The sequence below is a fragment of the Bradyrhizobium sp. SZCCT0153 genome, from assembly GCF_018129995.1.
In the GTDB taxonomy this organism is placed as follows: Bacteria; Pseudomonadota; Alphaproteobacteria; order Rhizobiales; family Xanthobacteraceae; genus Bradyrhizobium; species Bradyrhizobium japonicum_G.
Genome location: NZ_JAFCKS010000001.1, coordinates 1,344,868 through 1,357,824, shown reverse-complemented (window position 1 = coordinate 1,357,824; position 12,957 = coordinate 1,344,868). Strand labels below are relative to the sequence as shown.

Sequence of the window (12,957 nt, the reverse complement as noted above, 5' to 3'; positions counted from 1 at the left end):
CGTTGTGCCGATTGCAGGCGGATGGAGATGAGCGATGAAGCTGAGCGATCTGGCCAAGGGGTCTTCGGTCCTGCTCGGCGTCATCGTCGCCGGATATGTGTCGACGAGCTATGTCGACCAGCGCCTCGCTCCGCCGGCCAAGACGACAAGCCAGCCGGCGCCGGGCAGCCCTGCCGCAACGGCCTGCGTCAGTGAGGACGGGAGCTGGAAGAACTGGCCGTGGCCGAACGTGCCGACGCTTTCGCCGAAGTGCCGATAATCGGACGGCCAAAACAGAATTTGCGAAAACAACCCCATGCACAGTAGCCGATGACCACGAGATCAACGGCTTGCGCGGACGGCGACGCGGTTTAGGATCCGTGGATGAGGCGCCGCCTCACGCCCCCTCGAACTGCAGCCTCGCCAGCCTGGCATAGAGCCCGTTCGCGGCGACGAGCTCGGCATGCGTGCCCTGCTCGACGATCCTGCCCTGATCCATCACCAGGATGCGGTCGCAGGACAGCACGGTGGCGAGGCGATGCGCGATCACCAGCGTGGTGCGGTGGCGCATCAGCTCTTCCAGCGCGGTCTGCACCAGCGTCTCGCTTTCGGCATCGAGCGCGGAGGTGGCTTCGTCCAGCAGCAGCAGCGGCGCATCGCGCAGGATCGCGCGCGCGATCGCGATGCGCTGGCGCTGGCCGCCGGACAGCGTCACGCCGCGCTCGCCGAGCGGGGTGTCGAAACCTTCGGGCAGGCGGCGGATGAACTCGGCAGCGTGCGCGAGCTCGGCGGCGCGCTCGACCTCGGCATCGGTCGCATCGGGCCGGCCGAAGCGGATGTTATCGCGGGCGCTCGCGGCGAACACGTTCGATTCCTGCGGCACCAGCGCGATGCGGGACCGGAAATCACGGGGATCGGCGGATTTGACCGGCACGCCGTCGAGCGAGATCGCGCCGCTGCGCGGATCGTAGAAGCGCAGCAGCAGATGAAAGATCGTGCTCTTGCCGGCGCCGGACGGGCCGACGATCGCAACCTTCTCGCCGGGGCGCACGGTGAACGACACGGCGTCGAGCACTTTGACATCGCCCCGCGCCGGATAGGCGAAGCTGACCTGGTCGAAGCCGACCTCGCCCCGCGCCGGCACCGGCAGCGCGCGCGGCGACGCGGGCGCCTTGATGTCGGGCTGCACATGCAGGATCTCGAACAAGCGCTCCGCAGCGCCGGACGCCGCCGAGACCTCGCCCCAGACTTCGCTGAGCTGACCGAGGCCGGCGGCGGCAAAGGCCGCATAGAGCACGAACTGGCCTAGCCGGCCCGGCGAGATCGCGCCGCTCAGCACGTCATGCGAACCGATCCAGAGGATCGCGACCACGCTCGCGAACACGATGAAGATGATGATGGCGGTCAGCACCGCGCGCGCCTGGGTCGAGGTGCGCGCGGCCTCATAGGCCTGCTCGACCTCGCCGCCGAAGCGCTTCGCAGCCAGCCCTTCGCTGGTATAGGCCTGCACGGTGCGGATCGCGCCGACCAGTTCGCCGGCATAGGCGGAGGCCTCGGCGAGCGTGTCCTGCGCATTGCGCGACAGACGCCGCACCCAGCGCCCGAAGGCGACCAGCGGCAGCACGATCAGGGGAATGGCCAGCAGCACGAAGCCCGACAGCTTCGGGCTGGTGATCACCATCATCGCCGCCGCGCCGAAGAACATCATCAGGTTGCGCAGCGCGATCGACACGGAGGCGCCGACGGCGGATTTGAGCTGGGTGGTGTCGGCCGTGAGGCGGGAGATCAGCTCGCCGCTGCGCGCGGAATCGAAGAACGCCGGCGAGAGCGACAGCAGATGGGCGAAGACGTCGCGCCTGAGGTCGGCGACGATCCGCTCGCCGATCGTCATCACGAGGTAGTAGCGCGCGGCACTTGCGAGCGCGAGCACGGCGACGACCGCGATCATGACCGAGAAGTAGCTGTTGATCAGCTCGATGCCTTCAGGCGTCAGGCCGAAATCGATCATCCTGCGCACCGCGACCGGCACCAGCAGCGTCGTCAGCGCAGCGATCGTCAGCGCCACGAAAGCAAGCGCCGCCCGGCCGCGATAGCGCGCGACATAGGGCGCGAGTGCCAGCAGCGGCCGCAGCTTCGCGCGGCTCTTCGCCGGCGCCTCGATCAGTTCGGCTTCGATCGATGGGGCTTCCGCGGGCCCGGTTTCAAGCCGTTCGACTGCGCTCATGAGATCCCGACCAAAAGGAAAAAGAAGAAGCCCGCTCCAGATAGGCCGGGCGAGCGGCAGTGGCAAATCCGGGATGTCCCTTAGGGGCCGGCCCGGTTCTCAAGTCCCCACAACGGCTTGTTTTACAGGGGCCCGTGGGGTATAGAGCCGCCAAATCCGTCATTCGATAGCCACTCAAGCGAGGCGCCGGGCGCCGAGGAATTGCCATGAAAGCCGAAATTCACCCGGATTATCATACGATTAAGGTCGTGATGACCGACGGAACCGAGTACCTGACCCGCTCGACCTGGGGCAAGGAAGGCGACACGCTGAACCTCGACATCGACCCGAAGTCGCATCCGGCCTGGACCGGCGGCAACGCCCAGCTGATGGATCGCGGCGGCCGCGTCTCGCGCTTCCAGAAGAAGTTTTCGGGCTTCCTCAAAAAGGATTGATCCGGCCGCAAGGCTGGAGACGAAACCGCCCCCGGAGAACCGGGGGCGTTTTTGTTTTTGGGAGGTCTCGTCATTGCGAAGAGCTCTTGCGACGAAGCAATCCAGACTCCCTCCGCGGAGGGATTTCTGGATTGCTTCGCTTCGCTCGCAATGACGGGAGGCTTACCGCTCGAACGCGGCCTTCAGCGCGTTGAGGTGCGGCACCAGCGGATTGCCGATCGCGAGGTGATCCGCCGGCGGGGTGTGGATGGTGGTGTCGAGACGGCGCACGCGGGTCTGGAGGCTCATCGAGCGGTTGATCAATTCCTGGAGCTGCAAGGGCAGCTTCTCGATGGTATCCGTGGGGCCGGGATCGGCGGCGGAGAGCTTGACCTTGGTCTTCTCGCGGTTGGCTTGGCTCAGCGTCATCTCGCCTTCCTTCACCGCACGGTGCAGCAGCAGCCACGAGGCGAGCTGCATCAGGCGGGTGGTGAGACGCATGCTCTCGGTCGCATAGGTGAGGCTGACGGCACGGTCGAGCGCCTTGGCTTCGTTGCGGCCGGCGCCGTCGAGATAGGCGGCGGTCTCTTCGACCAGGTCCATGCCCTCGCGGAACAGGACGCCGAACGCCGCAGAATTGGTGAACCGCTCGCTGAGTTGAACGAGAGCGCCGTCGGCTTGCAAACGTTCCATGGTTAACGCCCCTTACGCAACTGTCTAACTGCCCGGCTTGGCGCCGGCTTATGATGAACAAATCATTGCGCGGGCGGGACGCCGAGTCCAGCGACAAGCGCGGATATGGTTTCCGCGGGTCTTTCCTCGGAGTTCAACCGTGGCGAGACGCAAAAAGCGGAGTGGGCGCAAAAAAAGAGCCGCCGGAATACCGGCGGCTTTTAAAGTTGATAACAGGGAGGCGTCAAACAGAGTGGACAGGAGCCACTCGGTGTCCAAACGAGGACAGTTCCAGTCATAAACCCGAAAGCTTAATGTGAAGTAAACGCGCTAATTTTTTGAGAGTTCGTTAGCCATGTCGGTCAATGGCCGAGTGGCTTGCCATGGTGTTTCCTCTCGGCCGTCATTCCGGGGCGCGACGAAGTCGCGAGCCCGGAATCCATAACCACAAGCGGATGGAATGGCCCGCCTCTGTCAGCCTGCCCGTTTCAACGGCGTGTGGTTATGGATTCCGGCCTCGGCGCTACCGCGCCGCCCCGGAATGACGTGGAGGGAGTGCGACGCTGCTCGTCCGGGACACGCGAGTCCTACGACTTGAACACGCTGTTGGCCGCATCGCGCGAGGCGCGCTTCTTGGCGGCGGCTTCTTCCAGCCTTGCAATCTCGGTCTTGAGCAACCCGACGCGCTCGGTCAGTTCCTCGACCGACAACAGTGAGAGATCCTGTCCGATCTCGTGGCTGATCTTCTTGCGCGGGCGGTCGTCGTCTTCCGTCGCCATCCTCGTTCCTCCTGCGTTCGCGCGGGACCTTGTTGAGGCGGTTGCCAGCCTGCGCCGCGCTGGCTAAGCAATGGCCTCGTTGCATTCTGCACCTTTGCTCAAGGACACATCATGGACAAGCTGCCCGCGCAAATGACCGTGGTCGCCATCTCCAAGCCCGGCGGACCGGAGGTGCTGGTGCCGGAACAACGCGCCGTGCCGCAGCCCGGCCCGGACGAGATCCTGGTCAAGGTGCAGGCCGCCGGCGTCAACCGGCCCGACGTCGCGCAGCGCTCCGGCGCCTATCCGCCGCCGCCCGGCGCCAGCGATCTGCCGGGCCTCGAGATCGCCGGTGAAGTGGTCGCGGTCGGCAGCAACGCCAAGCGGCACAAGATCGGCGACAAGGTGATGTCGCTCGTCGCCGGCGGCGGTTATGCGCAGTACTGCATCGCGCAGGACGGCCAGGCGATGAGCGTGCCGCCGTCGCTGTCGATCAAGGAAGCCGGTGCGCTGCCGGAAACCCTGATGACGGTCTGGCACAATGTGTTCGAGCGCGGTGGCCTGAAGGCCGGCGAGACGCTGCTGATCCATGGCGGCTCCTCGGGCATCGGCACCATGGCAATCCAGCTCGCCAAGGCATTCGGCGCGAAGGTGTTCGTCACGGTGGGATCGCAGGACAAGATCGATGCCTGCCTCAAGCTCGGGGCCGATCGCGCCATCAACTACAAGACCGAGGACTTCGTCGCCGTGGTGAAGGCGGAGACGAACAACACCGGCGTCAATCTGATCCTCGACATGGTCGCCGGCGAGTATGTCGACCGCAATTATGACGCCGCCGCGGTCGACGGCCGCATCGTGCAGATCGCAACCCTCAACGGGCCCAAGGTCAGCGTCAACATCGCCAAGGTGATGGTCAAGCGCCTGACCCATACCGGCTCGACGCTGCGCCCCCGTACTAATGCGGACAAGGCGGCAATGGTGGCCGCGATCGAGGCGAAAGTGATGCCGCTTTTGCGCGAAGGCCGCGTCAAACCGTTGATGGACAGCGCTTTCCCGCTTGAAAAGGCATCCGATGCGCACCGCCGCATGGAGACGAGCGCACATATTGGCAAAATTGTGTTGGAGGTCTAGGCCGCTGGCCCACAGGCGCAGGCGGAAACCCTTTGATTTTCCTCGCTTTCGTGGCATCTATCGCGACGCACCGAACCCATTCCGTCCGGTCTGAATCGTCTTTACGTGCCAGCCTTGCATTCAAAGTTTGCGTCGAACGCGGAGAACTGACCTTGCGTCTGATCAGGTGCCTCGCGCCCATCGCGCTGGGCCTCATGATTCTCGTCGCCGCGTCCCCGGCGCGCGCGCTCGACGCTGTCAGCGTCCGCGGTGACGCGCCCGCGATCGACCTCACCGGCGTGCTCGAGCACCAGCGCAGCGATGCCGACCGCATCCAGGTCTCCACCGCGCCCGGCACCGACGGCATCGTCCGCCGCATCGAGGTGCGCGCCCGCGAGGGCGGCCAGAACTGGGTGGTGTTCGCGCTCGCCAACAACACCGACGACCAGCTCGACCGCCTGATCGTCGCCCCGCATTACCGCATCGTGTCCTCGGGCCTGCTGTGGCCGGATCTCGGGCTGTCGCGCATCGCTACCATCACGCCCTCGACCGGCGACCGGCCGGAGCGGCAGGAGAGCCCGACCGCCGACGTGTTCCGCGTCACGCTCGATCCGGGCGCCGTCATCACCTTCGTCGCCGAGCTGCGCACCGACAAGCTGCCGCAGCTCTATCTGTGGGAACCGGAAGCCTACAAGGACAAGGTCAACTCCTTCACGCTGTACCAGGGCATCGTGATCGGCATCTCCGGGCTTCTCGCCCTCGTGCTCACCATCTTGTTCGTGGTCAAGGGAAGCATCATGTTCCCGGCGGCCGCGGCGCTGGCCTGGGCCGTGCTGGTCTATATCGGCGTCGATTTCGGCTTCTGGGGCAAGGTGCTCGACATGTCGAACAACGCCGAGCGCATCTGGCGCGCGGCAGGTGAAGCGATCCTGGCGGCAACGCTGCTGGTGTTCCTGTTCGCCTATCTCAACCTCAGTCGATGGCACGTGCGCTATTCCCACATCACGGTGGGCTGGCTCGCCTTCCTGGGCTCGCTGGTCGCGCTCGCCTTGTTCGATCCGGCCGTCGCCTCCGGCATCGCGCGCATCTCGCTGGTGCTGATCGCCTTCGCCGGCTTCGCGCTGATCGTCTACCTGTCGACCCACGGCTTCGATCGCGCCGTGCTGCTGATCCCGACCTGGTTCCTGCTGGTGGTCTGGGTGATCGCGGCCGGCATGACGGTCGCCGGTTCCGTCACCAACGATATCGTCGGCCCTGCCCTGCTCGGTGGCCTCGTGCTGATCGTGATGCTGATCGGCTTCACGGTGATGCAGCACGCCTTTGCCGGCGGCGGCGCCACGACGGGCGTCGTCTCCGACATCGAGCGGCGGGCGCTGGCGCTGGCCGGCTCCGGCGACCTGATCTGGGACTGGGACGTTTCCGCCGACAAGGTTTTCACCAGTCCCGAAACCGAGGCCCTGCTCGGCCTCAAGCGCGGCACGCTGGAAGGCCCGGCGGCCTCATGGCTCGAAGTGCTGCATCCGCTCGACCAGGACCGCTTCCGCGCCGCGCTCGACAGCGTGCTCGACCAGCGCCGCGGCCGCCTGGTGCAGGATTTCCGCCTGCGCACGCCGGACGGTCACTTCATGTGGTTCGCGCTGAAGGCGCGCCCGGTGGTCGGCTCCGACGGCGAGGTTTCGCGCGTGGTCGGCACCCTCACCGACGTCACCGAGCTGCGCAATGCCGAGGAGCGCCTGCTGCACGATTCCGTGCATGACAACCTCACCGGCCTGCCCAACCGCAAGCTGTTCATGGACCGGCTGGGTGCGGTCGCGCATTTCGCCAAGACCATGCCGACGCTGCGGCCGACGCTGATGGTGATCGACCTCGACCGCTTCAAGCAGGTCAACGATTCCGTCGGCATCGCGGTCGGCGATTCGATCCTGCTGACGCTCGCCCGCCGCCTCACCCGCATCCTGAAGCCGCAGGACACGCTGGCGCGGATGGCCGGCGACCAGTTCGGCCTGATCCTGCTGTCGGAACAGGACCCGGCCCGCATCACCGCCTTCGCCGAAACCATCCGCAAGACCATCCGCGCGCCGATCGCCTTCAACGACCGCGAGATCTTTCTCACGGCCTCGATCGGCCTGGCCTTGTCCGATCCGCAGGTTCAGCTCACGGACGAGATCATCAAGGACGCCGAGCTGGCGATGTATCATTCCAAGCGCATCGGCGGCGACCGCATCGACGTCTACAAGCCGGCGATGCGCGCGCGCAAGACCGACCGGCTGACGCTGGAGAGCGAACTGCGCCGCGCCATCGAGCGGCAGGAGCTCACGATCCTGTACCAGCCGATCGTGCGGCTGGAGGATCGCTCGATCGCCGGTTTCGAGGCGCTGTGCCGCTGGGATCATCCCAAGCTCGGGCGCATGGCACCGTCGGAATTCATCACCATCGCGGAGGAGACCGGCCTGATCGTCGACCTCGGCATGTTCGTGCTCGACCAGACCGCCAAGCAGCTCTCGATCTGGCAGCGCGCGATGCGCTCGCGCGAGCCGATCTTCGCCTCCGTCAACGTCTCCTCGCGGCAATTGCTGCGCCACGATCTGATCCACGACATCCGCACCGTGCTGTCGCGCTCCTCGGTGGCGCGCGGCACGCTCAAGCTCGAATTGACCGAATCGCTGGTGATGGAGAATCCGGAGCATGCAGCGCAGATGCTGACGCGCATCCGCGAGCTCGGCACCGGCCTGTCGCTCGACGATTTCGGCACCGGCCACTCCTCGCTGGCCTATCTCCAGCGCTTCCCGTTCGACACCATCAAGATCGACCAGTCGTTCGTGCGCACCACCAACCGCGGCACCCGTCCGGTGATCCTGAAGTCGATCATCGCGCTCGCGCACGACCTCGGCATGGACGTGGTGGCCGAAGGCGCCGAGACCGATTCCGACGCGGTCGAGCTCTACCAGATGGGCTGCGAATACGCGCAGGGCTTCGCCTTCGGCGAGCCGATGGACGCGGACGCCGCGATGCGCCTGCTGACGGAAGTGCGGCTGGAAGCAGCGAGCTAGGCGCTCTCTTCCCTTCTCCCCTCGTGGTGGCGCGAAGCGCGGGATGAGGGGCTGTATCGGCAAATTCAGAGGTTAGAGGCTGGCTTACGGAGGGAGACCCCTCGCCGCTTCGCGGCGAGCCACCCTCTCCCACACGAGGACAGGGGAAGAGCGAACCTCATCAATATCACCGCCGCCGGTCGCTCTTCCGCTTCGTGAACCGCACGCTCTGGCCGTCCGGCATCCGCATCGCCACGAAGCCCGCGGCGAGGCAGGCTTCGCGCTGCGGCATCTGGATGTCGGGGCTGCGCAGGCTGTCCCACCAGGAGGCACGATTCGCCGCGCGCGGCAGGGCCGCGCCGATGATCTCCTCGATCTGTTCATAGGTCAGCACGAATTCCGCCTGCTTCTGCCGCATCAGATAATCGCGCAAGGCGTCGTAGTCGTTCACAATCGTCCTCTCGTCCGCTCGCATGAGACTGCCTAAAACCGTGGGTCTCATAAACCGTTTCTTAACTCATTGCGGCAGCGTCGTCCCGCCTTAAACACTACTCAAGCTTTCGGGCGCATCCACTAATGTCGGGAGCAAACGATGTTGTCTGGATGGCGCGACGCCATGGCCCGGCGGCCGTGGCGGATTTCGGCGAAGCTGCTGATCATCTCGTCCGTGGTGACGGTGATCGGCTTTTCCGCCATTTGCGTCAACGTGATGCTCGACATGCGCCGCGGCGAGGAGGCGCTTGCCCGCCAGACGCTGGAGAACCTGGCGACGACCATCGATTCCGACATCAGCCGCAACATCGAGATCTACGATTTGTCCCTGAAGGCCGTCGCCAGCGGCATGCTGTTGCCGGAGCTCGCCACGGTCTCGAAGTCGATCCGCCACCTGATCCTGTTCGACCATGCGACGACGGCGAGGCATTTCGGCGCGATCCAGGTGTTCGACGCCGAGGGCAGGCTGACCGTCGATGCCTCCACGCTCGATCCCTCGCCGGAGAACCGGAGCGAGGAGGACTACTTCAAGGTCCATCGCGACAATCCCGAAGCCGGGCTCTTCATCAGCCGGCCCATGCTGTTCCGGGGGGCCTATTCGATCGTGCTGAGCCGGCGCATCGGCGACGCCGACGGCGGCTTCATGGGCGTCGTCGCCGGCTCGATCCGCTTCAGCTATTTCCACGAATTGTTCGAGCGGCTGAACCTCGATCCCAGTGACACCATCACCGTGCTCAAGCGCGACCGCACCATCATGATGCGGCGGCCGTTCGACCTCGACGTGATCGGCAAGAATCTCGCGGCGCTGCAGAGTTGGAAGGCCGACAATCTCAAGGCCGGCGGAGCCTATGAGGGCCAGGGCCCGGTGGACGCGACGCCGCGCCTCTACGTGCGCAGCACTGGCTCCGGCCCGCTGTTCGTGGTGGCGGGCAAGCCGCTGGCGGCCGTGTTCGAGCTCTGGCAGAAGGAAGCCGTTCGCATCGGTGCCGTGGTCCTGGCGCTGATCCTGTTCATGCTGGCCTCGACGCTGGTGCTCGCCCGCGAGATCGGCCGGCGCGCCGAGGCCGAGCGCAAGCTCGAGGAGATGGCGACGACGGACGCGCTCACCGGACTGAGGAACCGCCGCAAGTTCGACCAGGTCATCGACGTCGAATGGCGCCGCGCGATGCGCCAGAAGACGCCGGTCGCGCTGCTGATGATCGACGCCGATCACTTCAAGGCCTACAACGACACGTTCGGCCACCAGGCCGGCGACCAGGTGCTGGTCGGCATAGCCATCTGCATTTCCGATTCGGTGAGCCGCGCCGGCGACTGCGCGGCGCGCTATGGCGGCGAGGAATTCGCCGTGCTGCTGCCGAACATTTCGGCCACCGACGCGTTCAAGGTCGCCGAGACGATCCGCGTCAAGGTGCAGGGCTGGTCCGACGACCAGACCAGTTCGACGGTTTCCTGCGGCGTCGCCAGCTTCGTTCCCGCGAGCGGCACGGACTGGCCGATCCTGGTCGCCGCCGCCGACAAGGCGCTCTATGCGGCGAAAGCCGGCGGCCGCAACCAGTCGGTGATCGCGACCCTGCCGAAGCTGTCGCTGGTGGCGTGAGGTTCTCCGCGGACACATTCGCGGATGCATTCTGGATTGCTTCGCTTCGCTCGCAATGACGAGAGGATGTAGCGAGCGCTACTCTCCCAGATACTTCTTCATCTCCGCGATCAGCCCCTCGCGCAGCTCCGGCCGCTTCAGGCCGTAGGCGATGTTGGCGCGGAGAAAGCCGGGCTTGGAGCCGCAATCATGGCGCTCGCCCTCGAATTCGACGCCATAGAATTTCTGCGACCTGGCCAGCCCGATCATGGCGTCGGTGAGCTGGATCTCGCCGCCGGCGCCGCGCTCCTGGGTCTCCAGTATCTTGAAGATTTCCGGCTGCAGGATGTAGCGGCCGGTGATCGAGAGGTTGGAGGGCGCGGTGCCCTTGGCCGGCTTCTCGACCATGCCGTCGACCTCGAACATCTTGCCGGTGCGCTTGCCGACGCCGCAGATGCCGTATTGATGGGTGAGATGGTCGGGCACCGCCTCGACCGCGATGAGGTTGGATTTCTCGCCGAGCCCGGACGCGGTCTCGATCATCTGCTTCAGGCAGCCGGGCGTGTTGAGCACGAGCTCGTCCGGCAGCACGACCGCGAACGGCTCGTCGCCGACGATGTCGCGCGCGCACCAGACCGCATGACCAAGACCGAGCGGCGCCTGCTGGCGGGTGAAGCTGACGGCGCCGGCCTCCGGCTGGTTCTGCGCCAGGATCTCCTGCTCGGCCTTCTTGCCGCGTGCGGCGAGTGTGGCGTCGAGCTCGTACATCTTGTCGAAATGATCTTCGATGACGTTCTTGTTGCGGCCGGTGACGAAGATGAAATGCTCGATGCCGGCCTCCTTCGCCTCGTCATAGACGTACTGGATCAGCGGCTTGTCGACGATGGTCAGCATTTCCTTCGGCATCGCCTTGGTGGCGGGCAGGACGCGGGTGCCGAGGCCGGCGACAGGGAACACGGCTTTGCGAATTTTCATGGGATCGATCGAATACCTGAGGAAGGGAGCAATGGCATCTTGCTAGCTTGTTTGCAGCCGCTAACAAAGGCGGATGTGGGGCCTCGTCCTTGCGAAGTTGAGAAAAAGCCCGTCACCAAAATTTCACCTTTGTTAAGCTATTGGCAACCGTAACCGGGCCTCCTGAAGGCGGATTTTCAGGTCGACGGGTTGGACATGATGCAATCGATGGCAGGGCTGGCAAAACGTGCTGGATTTGTGACCAGCGGAGCGATGATCGCGGCCGCGTTGCTGCTGCCGGCTTGCGCTCAGGCACAGGCGCAGAACGGCCTGTCGAACCTGTTCGGCGGGATTTTCTCCGGCTCGAACCCTGCTCCCGCGCAAGCTCCGCCGGGCGGCGCTCAACCCTGGAGCGGCGAGGACGGCGCCTCCGGCCATCCGCTGATGACGGCCGCCGCGATCCGCGAGGCTGCCGGCAATTTCAACAACTGCGTCGCTGCGATGTGGCCCGATGCCGCACGGCGCGGCATCACGCAGGAGAATTTCCAGCGCTTCACCGCAGGGCTCGCCCCCGACCTGCGCATCATGGACCTGATGGATTCACAGCCGGAGTTCACCAAGTCGATCTGGGACTATCTCGACATCCTCGTGAACGACAACCGCCTCGCCAAGGGCCGCGAGGTGCTCGCCAAGTACAAGGCGCAGTTCGACGCCACCGAAAAGGCCACCGGCGTCGACCGCTATATCATCGCCTCGATCTGGGGCATCGAATCCAACTACTCGACGCAGATGGGCGACCGCAGCGTGCTGCAATCGACGGCGACGCTCGCCTGCATCGGCCGCCGCCAGGCTTACTTCAAGGACGAATTCCTCTCCGCGCTGGAGATCGTCAATCGCGGCGATCTACGCCCTGAACAGATGCGCGGCTCCTGGGCCGGAGCCTTCGGCCCGACCCAGTTCATGCCGACCGCGTTCAAGCGCTTTGCCGTCGACGGCGACGGCGATGGACGGCGCGACGTCGTCGACAATCCCTCCGACCTGATCGCATCGACCGCCAACAATCTGAAGAAGGACGGCTGGCAGTCCGGTCAGACCTGGGGCTATGAGGTCGTGGTGCCCCAGGGCTTCAACTACATGCTGGCCGACCGTGCCAAGGCGATGACGCTCGCGCAATGGGAGAAGCTCGGGCTCAAGCGTCCGGCGGGCCAGCCGTTCACGCACCCGGCGGAGAAAGCCTATCTGCTGGCGCCCGCCGGCGCGCAGGGGCCGGGCTTCCTGATGCTGCAGAACTTCCGCGTCATCATGAAGTACAATCCGGCCGAGGCCTATGCGCTGGCGATCGGGCATTTCGCCGACCGCCTGCGCGGGGGGCAGCCCTTCGTGCAGCCCTGGCCGCGCCAGGAGCGGGAGCTGGCACGCACCGAGCGGCTGGAACTCCAGCAACTGCTGGCCCAGCGCGGCTTCTACAAGGGCACCCCGGACGGCCAGTTCGGCGGCCAGACCCGGGAGGCCCTGCGCAACTTCCAGGCCTCGATCGGGGTCCCCGCGGACGGTTTTGCCTCCTCCGACGTGCTGGACCGGCTGCGCGGGCGGTAAAATCGCGCCGAAAGTAACCCTGAACGGGGATTTTGGCCGGCAGCCTTGACGGGGAAGGCTGTTCCCCGGTGTATCAACGAGAATCTGAAAGAGAATCTGCCCGTTTGGCGCCTGATTCCGTTATTATATCGAGCTGCTTCCAATCCCCATTGCG

11 protein-coding genes are annotated in these 12,957 nt (G+C 65.4%); 6 read left to right on the top strand and 5 right to left on the bottom strand.

The window, feature by feature from the left end; translation table 11 throughout:
- Positions 1–34 precede the first annotated feature (34 nt).
- Positions 35–259 (top strand): hypothetical protein, encoded by a 225-nt coding sequence (locus tag JQ572_RS06570; RefSeq protein WP_211382126.1) that lies wholly within the window; start codon positions 35–37, stop codon positions 257–259.
- A gap of 117 nt (positions 260–376) precedes the next feature.
- Here the strand turns inward: JQ572_RS06570 and JQ572_RS06565 are convergent, their stop codons facing one another.
- Complete coding sequence (locus tag JQ572_RS06565; protein ID WP_211382125.1) at positions 377–2,203, bottom strand: ABC transporter ATP-binding protein/permease; 1,827 nt, start codon at positions 2,201–2,203, stop codon at positions 377–379.
- A gap of 206 nt (positions 2,204–2,409) precedes the next feature.
- Here JQ572_RS06565 and rpmE point away from each other — a divergent pair, with 206 nt between their 5' ends.
- Positions 2,410–2,637 (top strand): 50S ribosomal protein L31, encoded by a 228-nt coding sequence (rpmE, locus tag JQ572_RS06560; RefSeq protein WP_027530154.1) that lies wholly within the window; start codon positions 2,410–2,412, stop codon positions 2,635–2,637.
- A 162-nt stretch (positions 2,638–2,799) separates the two neighbouring features.
- On the opposite strand, the gene rcdA is transcribed toward rpmE, so the two are convergent.
- Together rcdA and JQ572_RS06550 are read right to left on the bottom strand one after the other, a co-directional pair.
- The gene (gene rcdA / locus JQ572_RS06555; protein ID WP_211382124.1) at positions 2,800–3,309 is read right to left on the bottom strand and encodes a protease adaptor protein RcdA; all 510 of its coding nucleotides are present in this window, start codon (positions 3,307–3,309) and stop codon (positions 2,800–2,802) included.
- Between the two features lie 566 nt (positions 3,310–3,875).
- Entirely contained in the window at positions 3,876–4,067 is a 192-nt protein-coding gene (locus JQ572_RS06550; protein ID WP_211382123.1) for a DUF1192 domain-containing protein, read from the bottom strand.
- A gap of 111 nt (positions 4,068–4,178) precedes the next feature.
- Here JQ572_RS06550 and JQ572_RS06545 point away from each other — a divergent pair, with 111 nt between their 5' ends.
- Both JQ572_RS06545 and JQ572_RS06540 read left to right on the top strand, forming a co-directional pair.
- Entirely contained in the window at positions 4,179–5,177 is a 999-nt protein-coding gene (locus JQ572_RS06545) for an NAD(P)H-quinone oxidoreductase (RefSeq protein WP_211382122.1), read from the top strand.
- Positions 5,178–5,329: 152 nt separating this feature from the next.
- On the top strand, positions 5,330–8,206 hold the full coding sequence (locus JQ572_RS06540) for an EAL domain-containing protein (protein WP_211382121.1): 2,877 nt from the start codon (positions 5,330–5,332) through the stop codon (positions 8,204–8,206).
- Between the two features lie 166 nt (positions 8,207–8,372).
- Here the strand turns inward: JQ572_RS06540 and JQ572_RS06535 are convergent, their stop codons facing one another.
- Positions 8,373–8,636: a DUF7662 domain-containing protein gene (locus tag JQ572_RS06535; protein WP_211382120.1), complete on the bottom strand. Its 264-nt coding sequence runs from the start codon at positions 8,634–8,636 to the stop codon at positions 8,373–8,375.
- Positions 8,637–8,777: 141 nt separating this feature from the next.
- Between JQ572_RS06535 and JQ572_RS06530 the strand changes: the two genes are divergently transcribed.
- Entirely contained in the window at positions 8,778–10,274 is a 1,497-nt protein-coding gene (locus JQ572_RS06530; RefSeq protein WP_211382119.1) for a sensor domain-containing diguanylate cyclase, read from the top strand.
- A gap of 78 nt (positions 10,275–10,352) precedes the next feature.
- On the opposite strand, the gene JQ572_RS06525 is transcribed toward JQ572_RS06530, so the two are convergent.
- Complete coding sequence (locus JQ572_RS06525) at positions 10,353–11,228, bottom strand: UTP--glucose-1-phosphate uridylyltransferase (RefSeq protein ID WP_211382118.1); 876 nt, start codon at positions 11,226–11,228, stop codon at positions 10,353–10,355.
- A gap of 195 nt (positions 11,229–11,423) precedes the next feature.
- Between JQ572_RS06525 and JQ572_RS06520 the strand changes: the two genes are divergently transcribed.
- Positions 11,424–12,803, top strand: coding sequence for a lytic murein transglycosylase (locus JQ572_RS06520; RefSeq protein WP_211382117.1), 1,380 nt, complete (start codon positions 11,424–11,426; stop codon positions 12,801–12,803).
- Positions 12,804–12,957 lie beyond the last annotated feature (154 nt).

Excerpts from the sequence above, each read along its gene's own strand:
- JQ572_RS06550 (WP_211382123.1), bottom strand. The coding sequence starts at position 4,067 with ATGGCGACGGAAGACGACGACCGCCCGCGCAAGAAGATCAGCCACGAG.
- rcdA (WP_211382124.1), bottom strand. The coding sequence starts at position 3,309 with ATGGAACGTTTGCAAGCCGACGGCGCTCTCGTTCAACTCAGCGAGCGG.
- JQ572_RS06525 (WP_211382118.1), bottom strand. The coding sequence starts at position 11,228 with ATGAAAATTCGCAAAGCCGTGTTCCCTGTCGCCGGCCTCGGCACCCGC.
- rpmE (WP_027530154.1), top strand. The coding sequence starts at position 2,410 with ATGAAAGCCGAAATTCACCCGGATTATCATACGATTAAGGTCGTGATG.
- JQ572_RS06530 (WP_211382119.1), top strand. The coding sequence starts at position 8,778 with ATGTTGTCTGGATGGCGCGACGCCATGGCCCGGCGGCCGTGGCGGATT.
- JQ572_RS06565 (WP_211382125.1), bottom strand. The coding sequence starts at position 2,203 with ATGAGCGCAGTCGAACGGCTTGAAACCGGGCCCGCGGAAGCCCCATCG.
- JQ572_RS06570 (WP_211382126.1), top strand. The coding sequence starts at position 35 with ATGAAGCTGAGCGATCTGGCCAAGGGGTCTTCGGTCCTGCTCGGCGTC.
- JQ572_RS06520 (WP_211382117.1), top strand. The coding sequence starts at position 11,424 with ATGATGCAATCGATGGCAGGGCTGGCAAAACGTGCTGGATTTGTGACC.
- JQ572_RS06545 (WP_211382122.1), top strand. The coding sequence starts at position 4,179 with ATGGACAAGCTGCCCGCGCAAATGACCGTGGTCGCCATCTCCAAGCCC.